This window comes from Cellulomonas sp. KRMCY2 (assembly GCF_000526515.1).
Classification (GTDB): Bacteria; Actinomycetota; Actinomycetes; order Actinomycetales; family Cellulomonadaceae; genus Actinotalea.
Genome location: NZ_JAGF01000001.1, coordinates 3581919 through 3599287 on the forward strand (window position 1 = coordinate 3581919; position 17369 = coordinate 3599287).

A 17369-nucleotide genomic window follows, 5' to 3' on the forward strand; every position below is an offset into this window, starting at 1 on the left:
TGTCGAGTTCTGAAGGTGCGCGAGTGCGGCGTCGAGTCTATCGTCCTGGGGCCCGCGGGCCCGCCACCGCGTCCGGCTTCCCGGATCGGTCCGCGAGACGGGGCCGATCGGCGGCGTCCCGGTCGATCGGCGGCGTCCTACAGGACGAGCAGCCGGAACGCGCCGCCGACCAGGACCGCCCACAGCATCGAGGTGAGCGTGCCGATGACGAACCGCTCGGACGCGCCAGGGTTCTCCCGCAGCTCGGGGTACCGGCCGAGGCCCTTGACCGCGATGACGAACGCGATGCCGGCCGGGTAGCCGGTCAGCAGGGCACCGGTGATGGCCAGGCGCTCGAGGATCCCGATCCACAGCCCCCCGCGCAACGTCCCGCGCGCGCGGTCACCCACCGGCCCGTCGCCGCTGTGGTCCGGGTCCGTGCCGGCACCGTGGCCCGGGTCGTCCCCGCCCGCATCGGCGGAACGTGCGGCGAGCCGTAGCACCGCCGCGGTCAGCGGGGCGCCGGCGAGGGCGCTGAGCGCCAGGGCGCCCGTGCCGGCGAGCACTGCGAGCCACTCGGTCATCTGTCCCCCTCGTCGAGCAGGCGTGCGGCCACCGGTCGGACGGCGGTCTCCTCGGCCCACAGTGCGGTGCGCAGCCGTTGGCTGACTGCCTGCTGGCTGATGCCGAGGTGCGCTGCGACCTGATCCTGGGTGGTCTCGGGCCCCAGTGCGATGACGGTGTCGATCACTGCCCAGCCCTGCGGCGTGCGTCGGGACATGATGGCACCGACCAGGCTCAGGACGGCCTCGCAGTCCCGGGCGCGATCGTCGGACGACGCCGCGACGGCGATCGGGACGGGGCGTAGCCGGCTCTTCGCGCGCTCCACGGCGTCGCGCGCCAGGACGAACGCCGGACCGCTGCCGGCGCGGGCGCTGGCAGGCAGGGGTTCGTCGACCGGCCCGGCGCCGATCCCGATGCTCCAGCCGCCACGCCGCAGGACCCGCAGCGCGACGTCCACCGCGAGCTCCGGGTCGTCGAGCACTGCCTGGACCTCGTCGCCGACGGTCCGTTCGAAGGCCCGGACGACTCCGGCCGTGCCGTCGGGCAGCCATCCGGCGAGGTCGCTGAGCAGTCCGTCGACCCGGTCCCCCAGCCGACGACTCCCGATCTGGTCGATCGTCAACACCAACATGTCAACAAGCCTAGAGGTTAGTGATGTTGCACACAAGAGCCCACCCTTGTACCCCACGCCGTCGACGCCTCGCCGACCCATCACCGGACCGGACCGGAACGGATCAGGCGAGGCGGGCGGCGATGGCTTCGAGGGCCAGGCGGTAGGAGTCGGGGCCGAAGCCTGCGATGGTGCCGGTCGCGACGGGGCCGATCACGCTGTGCTGGCGGAACTGCTCGCGCGCGGCGGGGTTGGACAGGTGCACCTCGACGAGCAGCAGCCCCGACGTGGTGATCTGCGCGGCGGCGTCCCGCAGGGCGTAGGAGTAGTGCGTGAAGGCCGCCGGGTTGAGGACCACATGCGTCCTGGCGTCGACGGCCTCATGGATCCAGCCGACCAGCTCGGACTCGTCGTCGGTCTGCCGTACCTCGACCTCCAGGCCGAGGAGCGCGCCCCATCGTTCGTTGGCCGCACGCAGGTCGGCGAGGGTCGCCGACCCGTAGATCTCCGGCTCGCGGACGCCGAGACGGCCGAGGTTGGGTCCGTTGAGCACCAGCACGCGGGTCATGCCGCAAGGCTAGGGGATGCGGCGCGGCCGACGGCTCAGGTCGGGCGCCGATCCTGCCGATGTCCGATGAGACGTGACCGGACGCCGCGGAGACCGAGGAGCCGACGATGGAGCGCACGTTCGTGCCCGAGGGTGAGCCACCGGCAGGCGCGGCCGGTCACCTGCTGAGCGATGACGGGCGCTGGTGGTGGGACGGCCTGCGGTGGCAGCCCACTGCGGCACCGCACCCCACCCCGGTGCCACGGCCGGACCTGGCGCCGCCCCCGACCATGGCACCGCCGGACGCGCACTGGGCGCCGAGGACGCCACCGACCGTTGCCTGGGCGCAGAGCCGGCGAACCGGCCCGACGGGCCGGACCGTCGCGTTGGTCGTCGGGTCGATCCTCGGGGCCGCGCTCCTCGGCCTCGGCGCCATGGCCGCGCTCGGGATGCGGACGGTCGAGGTCCAGCAGGAGCGGGTCGATGACGCGGTGCTGCGGGCCACCCTGCTCAGCGCCATGCTCGCCCAAGAGACGTACCGGGTGGACGCCTTCTCCTACACGACGGACCTCGCGGAGCTGACGTCCTCGGGACTCACGCTCGGGCCAGGCACCGAGGTGACCATCGTCAGCGCATCGGCCGACGCGTTCTGCCTGGCCGTCGGCCAGCACGGCGTCGAGCCGACCATGTGGGCGACTCAGGAGGCGCGCGACCTCGAGGTCCCCTGCTCCTGAGACACCGGACCCGACACAGGACCCGACACCGGACCTGACCCTGCCGCCGGCTCAGAGGTGCACGGGGGCGCCCGACGGCGCGTCCCGGCTGACCTCTGCGTAGGCGGCGGCGAGCAAGGCCGGATCGGGGCCCTCGAGGCGGGTCGGACGGCCGATGCCCTCGAGGACGACGAAGCGCAGCAGGTCACCCCGGGACTTCTTGTCCCGCCGCATCGCCGCGAGCAGCTTGTCCCAGCGGTCGCCCCGGTAGCTCACCGGGAGGCCGACAGCGGTCAGCACCGCGCGGTGCCGGTCCACGACCTCGTCGTCCAGGCGTCCGGCGAGGCGGGCCAGCTCCGCGGCGAAGACCATGCCGACCGACACCGCAGCCCCGTGCCGCCACGAGAAACGCTCGACGTGCTCGATCGCGTGGCCGAACGTGTGGCCGTAGTTGAGGATCTCGCGCAGGTCCGCCTCGCGCAGGTCCTGGCCGACGACGCGCGCCTTGATCGCGATCGAGCGCTCGATGAGCTCACGCAGGGCGCCACGTGCCGCGCCGGTGAGGGCCGGCGCGGTCAGTCCGCGCGGGTCGGCCTCGACGATCTCCAGGATCCGCTCGTCGGCGATGAACCCTGCCTTGATGACCTCGCCGAGGCCGGCGACGCGATCGTGCACCGGCAGCGAGTCGAGGGTCTCCAGGTCGCACAGCACGCCGGCGGGCGGGTGGAACGCGCCGACGAGGTTCTTGCCCTCCGCGGTGTTGATGCCGGTCTTGCCGCCCACGGCGGCGTCCACCATGGCCAGCAGGGTCGTCGGGACCTGGATGACCTTCATCCCGCGCAGCCAGGTCGCGGCGACGAAGCCCGCCAGGTCCGTCGTCGCTCCCCCACCGAGCCCGACGACGGCGTCGCTCCGGGTGAAGTCGGCCTGGCCGAGCACCTGCCACAGGAAGGCCGCGACCTGCACGGACTTGGCCTCCTCGGCCTCGGGCACCTCGGCGAGGAAGGCCTGGTAGCCGTGCGCGACGAGGTCCTCCCGCACGGCCTCGGCCGATGCCGTGAGCGCTCCCGGGTGCACGACCAGGACGCGACGCACGCCGGTCCCGAGCAGCGTGCCGAGCTCGCCGAGCAGGTGGTGGCCGACGACGACGTCGTAGGGGTTCTCGCCCTCGACGCGGATCGTCGTCGGGCCCGGGTTCTCACTCACTGTCGGACTCCTCGTCGAGCATCTCCGTGGTGCCGAGACCGAGCGCCTCGGCGATCGTCGCTGCCACCGTGTGCGGCCGCATCGCGTTCGTGTCCACCCGCAGGGTCGAGACCCGGTCGTACACCGGACGTCGGGCCGCCATCAGGGCCTGCCACTGGGCGCGGGGGTTGCCGAGCAGCAGCGGTCGGGCGGTGTTGAAGCCGACCCGGGGTGCGGCGTGCGCGAGTGAGACGTCGAGGAAGACGACAGTGCCGCCGTCGGCCACGTACCGGGCCAGCGTCGCCTCGGTGCCGGGATCGAGAACCGCTCCCCCGCCCAGCGCCAGGACGCCGTCGTGCTCGGCGAGGGCCGCAGCGACGGCGCCGCGCTCCAGGTCGCGGAAGTGCGGTTCGCCGTCCTCGACGAAGACGTCGCTGATCGACTTGCCCGCGATCTGCTCGACGTCGGCGTCGGTGTCGCGAGCGACGACCCCCAGTCGCTTTGCCAGGGCGCGCGCAACCGTGGACTTGCCCGACCCCGGTGGCCCGACCAGCACCACGACCGGACGGGTCGGACGCGCCGGTGGGGTCGGACGTGTCGGGCTCACCGCTGCAGCTCGGGGATGGCCGCCAGGTAGGCCTCGTGGTTGCGGGCGACCTCGGCCACGCTGTCTCCGCCGAACTTCTCGAGCACGGCCTCGGCGAGCACGAGCGCGACCATGGCCTCGGCGACGACGGCCGCCGGTGGGACCGCGCACACGTCGGAGCGCTGGTGGATCGCCTGGGCCGTCTCGCCGGTCGCGACGTCGACAGTGGCGAGCGCACGCGGCACCGTCGAGATCGGCTTCATCGCGGCGCGCACCTTGAGCACCTCACCGTTGGACATGCCGCCCTCGACCCCGCCCGCGCGGTTGGTGCGCCGGCGGATCAGGCCGGTCGACGGGTCGCGGTCGATCTCGTCGTGGGCCTGCGACCCGCGGCGGGTCGCGGTACGGAAGCCGTCGCCGATCTCGGCGCCCTTGACCGCCTGGATCCCGAGCAGCGCAGCGGCGAGCCTTGCGTCGAGCCGCCGGTCCCAGTGCGTGTAGCTGCCGAGCCCGGTCGGGACGTCGTAGGCGAGCACCTCGACGACGCCGCCGAGGGTGTCGCCGGCCTTTTGGCAGTCGTCGATCTCGGCGATCATCGCGGCGGACGTCTCGGCGTGGAAGCAGCGCACCGGGTCGGCGTCCAGGGCGTCGACGTCCTCCGGCGTCGGCAGCACGGCGTCGTCCGGCACGCCCACCGGGCCGATCGCCACGACGTGCGAGACAAGCCGGAGCCCGACCGCCTGCTCCAGGAACTTCGCCGCGACCAGGCCGAGGGCGACCCTCGTCGCCGTCTCGCGGGCCGATGCGCGCTCGAGCACCGGGCGTGCGTCGTCGAAGCCGAACTTGCGCATGCCGACCAGGTCGGCGTGGCCGGGCCGGGGCCGGGTCAGCGGGGCGTTGCGGGCCCGCTCGAGCAGGGCCGGGTCCTCCACCGGGTCCGCTGCCATGACGTCGACCCACTTGGGCCACTCGCTGTTCGCGATCTCGATGGCCAGCGGACCACCCTGGGTGACGCCGTGGCGCAGGCCGGCGAGGATGCGCACCTCGTCCTGCTCGAAGCTCATCCGTGCGCCCCGGCCGTAACCGAGACGACGGCGCGCGAGTGCCGCGGCCACGTCCGCAGTGGCCACCTCGACCCCGGCGGGCAGACCCTCGATGATCCCCACGAGTGCAGGGCCGTGCGACTCCCCGGACGTCAACCAGCGCAGCATGGCGCAATCCTTCCACGCGGCCGGACGCACCTCGGCCCGCGTCCGGGCTGCGGACGCGGGCCGAGGTGCTGACGGGTCGAGCTCAGCCGCCGCTCACCGTGAGCGGTGCGAACGGGTTGCCCTGACCGGACGGCACCGGCATCTCGGCGGGTGCGTCCTCGGGCTCCTCGGGGACGTCACTCGTGTCCGGCAGGACGATCACGGAAATCGTGAGCCGCAGCTCCAGGGCACCGTCGGCGACCGCCGGGCGACCGCTCTGCGCACCGGCTTCCTTCTGTGCGTTGGCCTGCACCGCGGAGACGAAGACGAGTCTAGGGTTGCCGGTCTGGAGGGTCTCCAGGAATGCCAGGCTCTCCTCGTAGCCGCCGATGGTCGTGACGGCGACCTCGACGACGAAGAAGCCGGTCGCTGTCGGTGCCGTCGGTACGGCGCTGTCACCCAGGGCTGCGTCACTGGCGCCGTCCGCGATCGAGTCCTCGGTCGCTCCGGTGGGCTCCGGCGCGGCCGGTGCGGCCGCGATGACTGCTGTCGGGCTGCTCGGCATGACCGAAGTGATCACCACGCCGGACGCCGAAGCCAGCGTGACGAGCTGCCGAGAGAGCTGAGCTGCCTCGACGCCGGTCGGGATCTGCGCGCGAAGCCCGGCCAGCTCGGTGCGGAAGTCCTCGATGTTCGCGAAGTCCCGCTCGAGCGCGGCGAGCTGGATCTCCAGCTGGTCGCTTCGCACCTGCTCGGCTGCCGTGCTCGCGCGCATCTCGCCGGCCGATTCCATGCGCGGAGAGATCGCGAAGAGCCAGGAGGCTGCGATCAGCACGATGGCGAGGAATGCGGTGCCAGCCACCCACGGAGCGGTCTTGGTGGTGCTCATCAGCTACCCTCCTTCGGGACAAAGCGGAGCGCGTAGGCGTTGTCGTCGACCTGGACGGTGACCGCGATGCTGTACGAGATCACACCGTCGTCGTCCGTCAGCTCGGCCGTGGTGTACGTCGGATCCGCAAGGCCGGGAATCGCGTCGAGCGCATCCATCCACGTTGCGAGGTCCGGGAGGGTCGCGGCATTGCCCGTGAGGCTGACGGAGCCCACGCTCACCGCATCGAGCGGACTGGTCGAGGTGATCGGCGCCTGCAGCGGGCCGGGCATCGCGGTCGAGAAGGTCGTGATGCGGACGGACTCCGGTGTCACGGCCTGCACCGAGCGCAGGTACTCGGTCCACAGGACCTCGGTCGCCATCGTGAGGTCACGAGCCGTCGCGACCGCGTCGATCTGGCTCTTGACCCGCGGCACCTCGGCGAACTCCTCCTGCTGGGCAGCGAGGTCCGCCACCTGTCGCTGCGTCGTGGCGAGCTCCTCGGCCGCCGCCTTCTCGGTGAATGCGGCGTAGACGAAGGCGACGGCGGCGATCAGCAGGACGATGAGCAGCGCGAGGCCGAGCCGGACCTTGACCCGGCCGAGCGACCGTCGGTTGCGGATCTCGGGCGGGAGCAGGTTGACCTGGGGGCGGAGTGCGGCGCCCAGTCCGGCGTAGTCGACGCGCCCGTCCGGGAAGGCCTCGGCGGCGCGCGTGCTCTTCGGGCTCATGCCGCCACCGCCATGGCGAGTCCGAGCGGGACCGCCAAGGTCGACTCGATGCCGTGCAGAGGTTCCAGGTGCGCCGTCTTGGCGACCGTGATGCCGGTGAAGAGGTCCGCGAGCGAGACGGTCAGCCGGCTCGCGCTCGCGAGGTACTGCCCCAGGCCGTTGAGGTACGAGCCGCCGCCGGTCAGTATGACGACCTCCGCAGCTGCGCCGGGGTTGTTGCTCGCGTAGTAGACGATCGTGTTGCGGATCGACTCGACGAGGTTCTGGGTCACATGGTTGACGACCTCGGCCGCAGCCTGGAGATCGGCACCCACCGCGTAGCCGACACCGACCTGACGCTTGATCGCCTCAGCCTCATGGACCGAGATGCGCAGCTCCGACGCGACGGCGTCGGTGATGTGCTGGCCACCGGTGGGCAACGTCCGGACGAGCCGCGGCACCCCCCGGTGGGTCACGACGATGTTGGTGATCCGCGCGCCGATGTCCACGAGGGCGACGATGCGCGTCGACAGCTCCCCGAGCATCTGGGCGCGGGCCAGTGCGAAGCCGTTGAGGTCGACCATCAGGGGTCGCAGGCCCGCGCTCTCGGCGGCGCTGACGTTCGACTGCACGGTGTCGCGGGTCGCGGCGACCAGCAGACCCTGCACCGTCCGGCCCGTCTGGGCCTGGTGCTCGGAGGTCGGGTAGAAGTCCAGCAGGGCATCCTCGACCGCTACCGGCAGGGTGTCCTGGACCTGGTACGGCAGTGAGGCGCGCAGCTGCGGCATGGGCATCCACGGCAGATCGAGGTTGCGCACGAGGACGCGCTGGTTCCCGACACCGAGCACGACGTCGCGGTGGCTGAACTTCGCCGTCGCCCACATCGAGCGCAGCGCCTGGACGACGCCCTCCGGCTCGGTCACCTCGCCGTCCTGGACCGCGCCGAGGGGCAAGGGCGCCTCGGCGTAGCGGAGCACTGTCGGGGCACCACGGCCCTGCTGGAGCTCGACGGCCCGGGCATGGGTCGTCCCGATGTCGAGCCCGATCACTGTTGTGGCCACAGCCTTTTGTCCCCTTCGTCGCCCGGTGGCGATGCTGTCCGTTGTGCTATCGGGACTCAGTCGCTGCGGCTTGAGCCTCGTCGGGCACGGAGTTCACATCAGCAGATCCAGGTAGGCGGACCAGAGCGGCTCCCCCGCAGCAACTCCGAGGCCGGCTCCGAGCAGCATCCACGGCCCGAACGGGATCCCGGTGGTGCGCCCCGCCCGGCCGGTGGTCAGGAGACCGATCGCGTAGAACCCGCCCGCGACAAAGGCAGCGAAAGCACCGACGGCGAACGTCCCCCACCCCAGCCAGGCCAGGCCCGCGCCGAGGACGCCCGCTAGCTTGACGTCCCCCAGGCCCATGCCACGCGGGTGGATGAACCATGCTCCACCGTAGAAGGCGAGGAGTGCGGCCCCACCGAGGACTGCGCGGAGCAGTGAGCCACCCCCAGGGGTCTGCCCCGATCCCCAGCTCGCGACGGCGAGGAGCGCGGCGAGCACCGGGTACGCCGGCAGGACGAGGGCGTCAGGCAGTCGGTGCACGTCAAGGTCGATGAGCGCGAGTGCGACGGCGAGGGCACCGAGGTACAGGTACGCGGGCAGGGCCCAGGGCAAGGCGTCGTCGACCAGGAACCGTACGGCGACGAGGGCGAACAGGACGGCGGTGCCTGCCTCCACGAGCGGGTAGCGGGGGGAGATCGGTTCGGCACAATCACGGCATCTGCCACGTAGGAGCAGCCAGGAGAGCACCGGGATGTTGTCCCGGTGCCGGATCGTGTGCGCGCACCGCGGGCAGGCGCTGGCGGGCGAGACCACGGACTCACCACGAGGAACGCGCCAGATCACGACGTTGAGGAACGAACCGACAGCAAGGCCGAGCACACCGACCAGTAGGACACCGAGGAACGCGTCGGTCACGGGACCTTCACCGAGGCGGGGTTCTGGATCTCGCCGCTGTACCGCAGGGTCCACTGGGCGTTGGTCCATCGCGGGAAATACGGGGGTGGGCCGTAGATGAGCCGGCGGTCGTACTCGTACAGCTTCGTGTAGCCGTTGCTCCCCTGCCCGACGATCCCGCGCCAGCGCTGGGCGATGGAGCCCCAGACGTTGAGCGTCCCCGCGGCCCCGCCCACGGAGTACTGCTGGACATAGAACGAGTGCTGCAGCGTCTGGATCGAGCCGGCGATCTGGATACCGTCCGCCGGGACGAGTCCACCGGTCGTCGGGTCGGTGTATCGCGTGGGCCAGCCGCCGACCTCGGTCGCGCTGGTCGCGCAGTACTGGTACGTCCTGGCACCCGACCCGCTCTCCCGGCAGTTCGAGTACCGCCGCACCCACTCGTAGGTCGTGAGCCGGGGGTGGAAGACCTCGACGGAGTTCGTCGCGACAAGACCGAGGATGTCGTCCCCGCTGCGCCCACCGGCCAGGACGAGGTCGCCGGTGGTGATCACGGACTGCGCGGCGGCCAGGCTCACCCGGCCGTTGACCGTCCCCTCGGCGTAGAGGTTGCCCTCCTGGCATGTCTTCGTCGTCTCCGCCATGGTCACGTCGTAGCTGTAGCTCGGGTGGGTGCCGGTTGCGGAGTTCGTCGTCCGGTCGTAGGTGCCCAGCGGGAGCTCCCTTCCGGTCGGACCGCCGATCTCGTCGGCGTTGCACTGTACGCGGAGGACCGATGCGGGGGCGGGTGCGACGTAGACCACCATCTGGTCGGGGACCGGGACCGTGGCACCTGCGTCGCTGTCAAGGTCGTCGAGGCTGCCACAGGTTGGCGTCCCGACCGGTCCGCTCTCCGCACGGGGGGCAGTGCTGCCGTTGTTGACCTTCTTGTTCCATACGGTCATCGTGCCGCCGGCGTTGAAGATGATCCTGGTCGACCCGTAGTAGTGGCAGCCCGGGAAGGTCGCAAATGCTGCCGACGTGTCGGGGAGGTACAGCGGGCCGTCTTCCGAGGCTGCGGGTGCGGTGCCGTGGAAGTCGGCGGTGCTCGTCGAACCACCGGAGTTGCGCAGGCAGTTGTTCCAGGTGGAGGTGGTGGCCGTGACCGTCAGGCAGCCCGGGTTCGCCGAGATGAATCCATCAAGGAAGTGGGCGCCGTTGGACCAGGCCGCGTCGTTCGTGAAGACGGCGCCGTCGAGCCGGTCACCGCTGATGAAGGTGATCTCCACGCAGCCCTCGCTGTTGCGCCCTTCGTACCAGTACTCGGCCAGGTCGGAGCCGAGCCCACCGCACTCGGTCGACGGCGTCGACGGGTATGCCTGCACGTTCTGGGGGTCCGCAGACTCGAAGTCGGTGTAGTAGACGTAGTCCGTCGACCCACCCTTGCCGACGGTGGTCTCGATGGTCCTGAACTCGCCGTTGACCCGTCCGGTCGCGGTCACCAGGACACTGCCCTCGAGCGTTGCTAGGCTGCCGTCGATCGCGTAGTGGAAGTGCGCGGCGTCCGGGTCGGTCTCGCCCGGGACGACGGGCAGCCAGCCGACCGCCGTGGTGGTCGTCCAACCACAGGAGTCGGTCCCGGATGTCGTGGGGGCCTGCAGGGCCGGGTTGGCGCAGTCGAGGGTGTCGGCGTAGGTGTCGTCCCGGTTGAGCCGCGAGATGACGTCCTCGATGCCGGACTGTGCTGCGGCCATCGCGCCGGTGTGGTCCTGCGAGTACCTCGCGAAGGTCTGACTCTGCATCGTGTAGGCAAGTGCGGTCATGGCGAGCATGGCGAGGACGAGCATCGAGCCGATCACAAGGACGAGCGCCGCACCCGCATCCCGGCCCCCGTCGGCGGCACGCCCGCGCAACCCGCGCAGAACACCACGCCCTCGGCGTGGCGTGCTCGGGTTCACCGCTCGCGCACTGCCCACGGACCAGCTCACGGTGTCTCCTCGTCGCTCAAACGCAGGACGGCCTTGGCGTTCGGCAGCATGATGCGCTGGATGTAGGTGGTGGGAGCGGCCTGGGTGGCGTTGTCGGCCTGAACGGTCACGACCAGCTCGATCGAGAGCACCCGCGCGAGCTCGTCCGTGGTGAGACTGGCGCCGGACACCGGGATCAACGGCACCCCGGCGGCGTCGTAGTACCGGAAGATGGGGTTGAGGTCATCGGCCTGGACGCCGAAGGCGATCGGTCGGGTGCGCGCCCGGCCTATGCAGTCGGCGTCGGCGCTCGCCAACGTTGCGTCGCAGTAGTCGTAGCCGCTGGAGTCGGGGACGGGGCTTTCCGGGATCTGGATGGTCTCGATGAGCTGACCCGCGGTGGCACCGCTCGTGCTCAGGACGTAGGTGACCCGGCTGGGCCCGACGTCGTTGCCGGAGTTGTTGACGTTGGAGTAGAACCGCACCGAGGTCGTCCGGCCCTCGAGGAAGGCGTCCTCGCAGCCCGGGCAGGTGCCGATGAGCTGTGCGGGCTTGACGGCGGCCCGGACGGTCCGGCTCATGCTCTCGACCGCGGCGCGAGCCGTGTCGATCTGCTCCTGGCGGGACATGTTCTGCGCGGTGGTGCGGTGGAAGCCGACAGTGAGCGACACGGTCCCGGCGACCACGAAGGACATGATCATCATCGTGACGACGAGCTCGGTCAACGACATGCCCGTGTCCCGTCGGTGCGGGGCGGTGCGTTCCCCGTTGACGCTGCGGCGGTGCGGTTCACGGATGCTCGTCATGGTCCCACCGTCAGCGGTCCGGAGGTGCGGTAGTCGATCGTCAGCGTCGTGGACATCGGCCCTACGATGATCGTTCCAGCGAGCCTGCAGCGAGGTGACCATGTGGCACTCGAAGCCTGGTCGTTCCCGTACACGTACCACGTGCCCTGGGGTACCACACCGTTCAGGCTGGCGCCTTCGGATGCAGGTCGGCCCCAGCTCGCCACGGTGCCGGCACTGGTCAAGCCGCTCGATGTGCAGCTGAGCGACGCGGTCGAGGTGCTCAGATAGACGTAGGGGCGTCGGGAGCCGGCGTTCTCGATGCCCGTGATCGTCACCGCGGCGGAGTTCAGGGCCCAGGCGACGGACTTCGCCTGGCCGAACGACACCGTCGCCGGGTTCTGGCCGCCCGCGAGGAAGCCCTGGCACGCGCCGTCGGGTGCACCATCGGTCACATAGAGGTACCAGGTGCCGGGCAGCAGGCCGACCGGGCCGGTCCTGGCACCGTCCACATTCCGCGCGATGGGTGCGGCCGCGGCTCCCGGACACGTGCTGAGCGGGCCGGTCAGCCCCGCGTCGACGGCCCACAGCGTGCCGCCGGGCACCGCGCCGGTGACCCTCAGCGTGCTGGACTGGTCCCACGCCACGGCTTCGGAGAGCCCAGAGCCGAACTCCGTGCCCGTCGGGTCGCCCGAGGAGCAGGAGAAGGTCGAGCCGACGACGAAGAACTGCCATGTCCCGGGGAGCAACGAGATCGTCGTGTCCGGTGCCGACGCGGGGAAGGTCTTGGCTCCCGCGCTGCCGCAGGTGAGCCCCGAACCGGCAGGGACGGCAACGATGGCCGACGTGCCGGCCGGCAGGTTCGTGAACGGCACCTCCGCGGGGGCGAAGGGCACGTCGAGGGTCACCGTGGCGCCCGGGGTGACCTCGACCGACGGGTATCCGCCGGCCGGCGCGACGGTTCCGAAGTAGCCGCCGTAGATCGTGGGCCACAGGTTGGAGATCGTCTGGGTCACGCCGGTCAGCGTGTGAACGGTGGCGCCGGACGCACCGGCGTACTCCGAGGCGACCAGGGTCACCTGGGCGCCGCTGACCTCGTCGTCGGTCAGGGTGGCGCCGGCAGGGTCGTAGACCCGCAGCTCGACGGAGCCGGCGCGCTCGTAGGCGAACGAGACGCTGTTGTTCAGGGTGCCGCGCAGGATCGGTCCGGTCGCCTTCGACGGGGACGGGTTGCCGCTGATGTCCACGTAGCCGACATCGGCCATCGACACGATGTAGTCGGTGCCGGCTCCGACGGCGGGGTCCACCCGGACCACGGCGCAGCCGGAGGGGTCGGTCAGGCCGGGGTGCACGGCGCCACCGCTGACCACGCGCACGCTGCGGCCGGCGTTCGGCTGACCGGCCGCATCCACGACCGAGACGGCGACGAACGACGACGTGCCCGGTACGCCGTTGCCCTTGTCCGGGGCGAAGAGGGCATCGGACACGACCGGTTGGATCGGGCCCATGTTGGGCCAGGTGACGCTCACCGTGACGGTGAGCGTCGGGTAGGCGACGAGCGTGCCGCCCTCGCACGCCGACTCACCGTGGGCGGTGGGGTTCCAGGCGGCGGAGCGCACGACCGAGTACGGGACGCCGTCCAGGACCAAGGGATCGCCGGGCGTTCCGCCGTCGAGCGGGTGGGGGTTGGTGACGGTACCCGCGGCAGCGAGGTCGAGGGGGCCCTCGTCCGACGCACCGAACTCCTCGCGGACGAAGTCGATCTCCCGTGCGGCGAGGTTGGCGGCGGCGATCCGTGCGCGGTTGCCGACCTGGGCCGACTGGGTCTGCATGATGATGCCGAGGATCGCTGCGGCAAGGACGCCGAGCAGCACGCTCGCCACGACGACCTCGATGAGGGTGACACCGTCGTCACCGGAGGTCCGGCGGCGGGCGGCGCTCAGTGCACCGGTGAGGGTGCGGGCCGCGGTGCGCGTCACGGACATGAGGTGCCTCTCAGGTGCGTCGGTGGACGGGGATCGTGGATCCCGGGTCGATCTGGGCCGGCGGCTACGGGCCTGCGGACCTGCTACGGGTCCGCAGAAGCCCCGCTGGGGCGAGGACCAAGGCCCTCGCCCCAGCGGGGCTGATGCGTCTGCTAGATCACGGAGCCGTGATGTCGCCGAGACCGGTCGCCGCGTCGTACGTGATGGTCGCGGCGTCACCCTCGGTGCCACCGCTGAACGTCAGCGTGACGGAGAAGTCGGCGGCGGTGACCCCGGCGCCCATAGTGACGATCGGGCTGACGAGCTTGCCGCTGACCGGGCCGATGTTGAACGGCGAGCCAGCCTCGCCAGTTACGGTCATCTGGTAGAACTCGCCACCAGCTTCGACATCCACGTCGGGCATGGTGTCGACGTCGACGAGCGAGGTCGCCACCTGCTTGGCAATGGTCGCGACGTCCGCCTGGGCAGAGACGTCGACGGCCTTCTGGCGCTGGTTGAGGAAGATCGGGATGGCGATGGCGGCCAGGATGCCGATGATGATGATGACGACGAGGAGCTCGATCAGGGTGAAGCCCTGGTCCTTCTCGTCGAGGGACTTACGGATGCGAGCGATCATTCTGATGCTCCCCTTCGATGTCAGTTCGAGGTCATGCATTGAGCGGAGCCGATCGGCCCCGGTGATTCACCTGCTACATCGGGTGAGACAGCATCCACCTTGAGTCGTGACGCTGGTCACAGCCACTTTCACCCGTTCGCCGTATGCCCTTCCAGGACGAATCGGACACAGGTGGCGTGATGCGACGGGCGTGCCCCTACTCGATCAGGTCGAAGACGCTGAAGATGGGCATGTACAGAGCGATGATCATGGAGCCGACGACGGTACCGAGCACGGCGATCATGAGCGGCTCGATCAGGGACGTCAGCTGCTCGGTGGTCGACTCGACCTCCTGGTCGTAGAACTCGGCGATCTTCGCGAGCATCTCGTCCAGGGCGCCGGTGTCCTCACCGACGGTGATCATCTGCACGACCATCGGTGGGAAGACCGGGTGGTCGCTGAGCGGCGCGGCGAGGGACTGCCCGCTGCGCACGGAGTCCCGCACGGCCTTGGCGGCGTTCTCCACGACCATGTTGCCGCTGGTCTCACCCACGATGTCCAGGGCCTGCAGGATGGGCACGCCGGCGTGGATCATCGTGCCGAAGTTGCGGGTGAACCGGGCGACGGCCACCTTGCGGAACAGATTGCCGAAGATAGGGGCCTTGAGCTTGATCGGGTCGAGCCTCGCCCGGACGGCGTAGTCGTTCTTGTGCCTGGACCACCAGACGCTGAAGATAATTCCCAGGACGATGGCAGGTGGGACGAGGTACTTCATCAGCTCCGACAGGAAGACCAGAACCTTGGTGGGTGCCGGGAGCTCCCCGCCGAGGCTCGCGAACATGTCGGCGAACACGGGCACGATGAAGAGCAGCATGCCCACGGTCGCCGCAATCGCCATGATGAAGACGACGACCGGGTAGGTCATCGCGGACTTGATCTTGGACCGCAGCTTGACCTCCGACTCGTAGTTCTCCGCGACGGAGACGAGCACCTGGTCGAGGAAGCCACCGACCTCGCCGGCCTTGATCATGTTGAGCATCAGAGGCGGGAAGACGACCGGGTGTCGACCCATCGCAACGGACAGCGCGGTACCGGCCTCGACGTCGTTGCGAACCTGGAAGAGCACCTTCGCCAGGGTCTTGTTGTCGGTCTGCTCGGCAAGGATCTGCAGCGCGCGCAGCAGGCTCAACCCGGCATTGATCATGGTCGCCATCTGGCGCGCCATGATCGCCAGGTCCTTCATGCCGACCTTCTCGCCGAAGCCGGGGATCTTGAGCTCGCGGCTGAGGCCCGAGGTCGAGACCTCGGAGATCGACAGCGGGGCCACGCCCATCGTGCGCAGGCGGGACGCGACGGCCGCCTGGTTCTGGGCCTCGATCCGACCCTTGATGATCTTGCCGTCCTTGTTCCGGACGGCGTACTCGTAGGTGTGGCTCGCCGCGGTGGTGGCCATCAGCGCACCCCGGGATGCGTCGGCGGTGCGGTCGGGTCACTGTGCGCTGGCCGATGGATCGGCGGCATCGGTGGCAGCTCGGCGTGGCCGCCGCCACCGTTGTGCGGGTCACCCATCGAGCCGCCGCCCTGCGCCATCCGCGAGGTGCGGCCGACGAGCCGGTTGAAGTCCTCGACGTTCTGGCACTTCTCGAGGCCGACCTCGTACGTGATCTTGTTGCCCTTGACGAGCTCGGCCAGGTGCTGGTCCATCGTGTGCATGCCGAGGGCCGCTCCGGCCTGCATCGAGGAGTAGATCTGATGCGTCTTGCCCTCGCGGATGAGGTTGCGGACGGCCGGGGTCGCGAGCATGACCTCGGTGGCCACGACCCGGCCGCGACCGTTGGCCCGCTTGCAGAGGGTCTGGCTGACGACGCCCTGCAGCGCGCTGGCGAGCTGGGTCCGGACCTGGTCCTGCTGGAAGGCCGGGAACACGTCGATGATGCGGTCGACAGTCTGCGCGGCGTCCTGGGTGTGCAGGGTCCCGAACACCAGGTGGCCGGTCTCCGCAGCGGTCAGGGCGACCGAGATCGTCTCCAGGTCACGCAGCTCGCCGACCAGGATGATGTCCGGGTCCTGGCGCAGCACGTGCTTGAGGGCGTTCGCGAAGGACAACGTGTCCGACCCGACCTCGCGCTGGTTGATCAGCGACTTCTTGTGCCGATGCAGGAACTCGATCGGGTCCTCGACGGTCATGATGTGGTCGCTGCGGGTCCGGTTGGCCAGGTCGATGATCGACGCGAGCGTCGTCGACTTGCCCGACCCGGTGGGTCCGGTCACCAGGACGAGACCCCGGGGCAGCCCGGCGAAGTTCGCCACGATCGGCGGAACGCCGAGCTCCTCGAGCGGCTTGATCTCGTAGGGGATCGCCCGGAAGGCCGCGCCGACCGAGTCGCGCTGCCGGTACAGGTTCACGCGGAACCGGGAGACCCCGCGGACCGCGTAGGCGAAGTCCAGCTCGAGATTCTCCTCGAACGTCTCGCGCTGCTTCTGCGTGATCACCGCGTACAGGCTGCGCTGGAGCGCGTCCGGGTACATCACGGGGAAGCCCTCGAGAGGCCGCAGCCCGCCGTCGAGGCGGATCATCGGCTGCGCACCCGAGGTGATGTGCAGGTCGGACGCGCCGCGCTCCATCATCGCGCGGAGGGCGGCGTCCAGGTCGATGTCGCCCTCCTGCGAGAGCTGCGCGAGGCCGATCCGCTGGGATCCCTCGGGCCCACGGACTCCGGGAGTGACCGGACGCGGGGCCGTCGGCTGCTGCGCCGCCGGGCCCGTCATCGGGCGGACCGGCGCCGCCTGGGTAGCGATCGGACGTGACGGCCCGGCGGGCGGGGCCGCCGCGGGCTGGACGCGGGTCTGGGCGGGGACGGTCGGGGCCGGGTTGACCGGTCCGGGGCCCGCACCGTACGCCGGGTTGACCGGCTGGTACGGGGCTGCCACTGCCGACGGTCCGGCGGGCTGCTGCGGGCGCCCGGGGGGCTGGCCGGGTCCGTACGGGGGCACCGGGCCGCCGATGTCGCGCGGGACGTAGGGCGTCGCGGCCCTGGTGGGCTCGGCGCCTGGCGCGGGGTAGTAGTCGGTCACAGCGGGCCTCTCGCTCCTGGGCGTCCTGCAGCAGGACGCTCCCGGTCGTGTATCGACTCCTGGGTGCTCCGGCTTGAGCACTCGGAACGGA

The 17369-nt window shown here is 70.5% G+C and carries 17 protein-coding genes; 1 reads left to right on the top strand and 16 read right to left on the bottom strand.

Going from position 1 to position 17369, the window contains the following annotated elements:
* Positions 1-137: 137 nt before the first annotated feature.
* The 3 genes from K415_RS0116810 to aroQ all read right to left on the bottom strand — a co-directional run bounded on the left by K415_RS0116810 (position 138) and on the right by aroQ (position 1721).
* Positions 138-563 (bottom strand): hypothetical protein, encoded by a 426-nt coding sequence (locus K415_RS0116810; RefSeq protein WP_024288205.1) that lies wholly within the window; start codon positions 561-563, stop codon positions 138-140.
* The gene (locus K415_RS0116815) at positions 560-1174 is read right to left on the bottom strand and encodes a sigma factor-like helix-turn-helix DNA-binding protein (protein WP_024288206.1); all 615 of its coding nucleotides are present in this window, start codon (positions 1172-1174) and stop codon (positions 560-562) included. Before K415_RS0116815 ends, K415_RS0116810 begins: the two co-directional genes overlap by 4 nt.
* Positions 1175-1277: 103 nt before the next feature.
* Complete coding sequence (gene aroQ, locus K415_RS0116820) at positions 1278-1721, bottom strand: type II 3-dehydroquinate dehydratase (protein WP_024288207.1); 444 nt, start codon at positions 1719-1721, stop codon at positions 1278-1280.
* Between the two features lie 107 nt (positions 1722-1828).
* On the opposite strand from aroQ, the gene K415_RS0116825 reads away from it, so the two are divergent.
* Complete coding sequence (locus tag K415_RS0116825) at positions 1829-2434, top strand: hypothetical protein (protein WP_024288208.1); 606 nt, start codon at positions 1829-1831, stop codon at positions 2432-2434.
* Positions 2435-2485: 51 nt separating this feature from the next.
* On the opposite strand, the gene aroB is transcribed toward K415_RS0116825, so the two are convergent.
* From aroB to K415_RS0116890, 13 genes are all read right to left on the bottom strand, one after another.
* Entirely contained in the window at positions 2486-3619 is a 1134-nt protein-coding gene (gene aroB / locus K415_RS0116830) for a 3-dehydroquinate synthase (RefSeq protein WP_024288209.1), read from the bottom strand.
* Positions 3612-4205, bottom strand: a complete 594-nt coding sequence (locus tag K415_RS0116835; protein WP_024288210.1) for a shikimate kinase — start codon at positions 4203-4205, stop codon at positions 3612-3614. The genes aroB and K415_RS0116835 overlap by 8 nt, the downstream gene beginning before the upstream one ends.
* Entirely contained in the window at positions 4202-5395 is a 1194-nt protein-coding gene (aroC, locus tag K415_RS0116840; RefSeq protein ID WP_024288211.1) for a chorismate synthase, read from the bottom strand. The genes K415_RS0116835 and aroC overlap by 4 nt, the downstream gene beginning before the upstream one ends.
* An 82-nt stretch (positions 5396-5477) precedes the next feature.
* Positions 5478-6263, bottom strand: a complete 786-nt coding sequence (locus tag K415_RS0116845; protein ID WP_024288212.1) for a hypothetical protein — start codon at positions 6261-6263, stop codon at positions 5478-5480.
* On the bottom strand, positions 6263-6973 hold the full coding sequence (locus K415_RS0116850; protein ID WP_024288213.1) for a PilN domain-containing protein: 711 nt from the start codon (positions 6971-6973) through the stop codon (positions 6263-6265). The genes K415_RS0116845 and K415_RS0116850 overlap by 1 nt, the downstream gene beginning before the upstream one ends.
* Complete coding sequence (pilM, locus tag K415_RS0116855) at positions 6970-8013, bottom strand: type IV pilus assembly protein PilM (RefSeq protein WP_024288214.1); 1044 nt, start codon at positions 8011-8013, stop codon at positions 6970-6972. Before pilM ends, K415_RS0116850 begins: the two co-directional genes overlap by 4 nt.
* Before the next feature lie 93 nt (positions 8014-8106).
* Complete coding sequence (locus tag K415_RS0116860) at positions 8107-8913, bottom strand: A24 family peptidase (RefSeq protein WP_024288215.1); 807 nt, start codon at positions 8911-8913, stop codon at positions 8107-8109.
* Complete coding sequence (locus K415_RS0116865) at positions 8910-10859, bottom strand: hypothetical protein (RefSeq protein ID WP_024288216.1); 1950 nt, start codon at positions 10857-10859, stop codon at positions 8910-8912. The genes K415_RS0116860 and K415_RS0116865 overlap by 4 nt, the downstream gene beginning before the upstream one ends.
* On the bottom strand, positions 10856-11644 hold the full coding sequence (locus K415_RS0116870) for a PilW family protein (RefSeq protein WP_024288217.1): 789 nt from the start codon (positions 11642-11644) through the stop codon (positions 10856-10858). The genes K415_RS0116865 and K415_RS0116870 overlap by 4 nt, the downstream gene beginning before the upstream one ends.
* On the bottom strand, positions 11641-13608 hold the full coding sequence (locus K415_RS23620; protein ID WP_024288218.1) for a prepilin-type N-terminal cleavage/methylation domain-containing protein: 1968 nt from the start codon (positions 13606-13608) through the stop codon (positions 11641-11643). The genes K415_RS0116870 and K415_RS23620 overlap by 4 nt, the downstream gene beginning before the upstream one ends.
* 157 nt (positions 13609-13765) lie before the next feature.
* Entirely contained in the window at positions 13766-14224 is a 459-nt protein-coding gene (locus K415_RS25040; RefSeq protein WP_024288219.1) for a prepilin-type N-terminal cleavage/methylation domain-containing protein, read from the bottom strand.
* A 196-nt stretch (positions 14225-14420) separates the two neighbouring features.
* Entirely contained in the window at positions 14421-15656 is a 1236-nt protein-coding gene (locus tag K415_RS0116885; protein ID WP_029664011.1) for a type II secretion system F family protein, read from the bottom strand.
* Positions 15656-17278: a type IV pilus twitching motility protein PilT gene (locus K415_RS0116890; protein ID WP_024288221.1), complete on the bottom strand. Its 1623-nt coding sequence runs from the start codon at positions 17276-17278 to the stop codon at positions 15656-15658. Before K415_RS0116890 ends, K415_RS0116885 begins: the two co-directional genes overlap by 1 nt.
* Positions 17279-17369: the final 91 nt, after the last annotated feature.

Bases quoted from the DNA above. Each gene is read 5' to 3' on its own strand.
- K415_RS0116815 (WP_024288206.1), bottom strand. From the start codon at position 1,174: ATGTTGGTGTTGACGATCGACCAGATCGGGAGTCGTCGGCTGGGGGAC.
- K415_RS0116850 (WP_024288213.1), bottom strand. From the start codon at position 6,973: ATGAGCCCGAAGAGCACGCGCGCCGCCGAGGCCTTCCCGGACGGGCGC.
- aroC (WP_024288211.1), bottom strand. From the start codon at position 5,395: ATGCTGCGCTGGTTGACGTCCGGGGAGTCGCACGGCCCTGCACTCGTG.
- K415_RS0116885 (WP_029664011.1), bottom strand. From the start codon at position 15,656: ATGGCCACCACCGCGGCGAGCCACACCTACGAGTACGCCGTCCGGAAC.
- aroQ (WP_024288207.1), bottom strand. From the start codon at position 1,721: ATGACCCGCGTGCTGGTGCTCAACGGACCCAACCTCGGCCGTCTCGGC.
- K415_RS25040 (WP_024288219.1), bottom strand. From the start codon at position 14,224: ATGATCGCTCGCATCCGTAAGTCCCTCGACGAGAAGGACCAGGGCTTC.
- K415_RS23620 (WP_024288218.1), bottom strand. From the start codon at position 13,608: ATGTCCGTGACGCGCACCGCGGCCCGCACCCTCACCGGTGCACTGAGC.
- K415_RS0116870 (WP_024288217.1), bottom strand. From the start codon at position 11,644: ATGACGAGCATCCGTGAACCGCACCGCCGCAGCGTCAACGGGGAACGC.
- K415_RS0116825 (WP_024288208.1), top strand. From the start codon at position 1,829: ATGGAGCGCACGTTCGTGCCCGAGGGTGAGCCACCGGCAGGCGCGGCC.
- K415_RS0116845 (WP_024288212.1), bottom strand. From the start codon at position 6,263: ATGAGCACCACCAAGACCGCTCCGTGGGTGGCTGGCACCGCATTCCTC.
- K415_RS0116810 (WP_024288205.1), bottom strand. From the start codon at position 563: ATGACCGAGTGGCTCGCAGTGCTCGCCGGCACGGGCGCCCTGGCGCTC.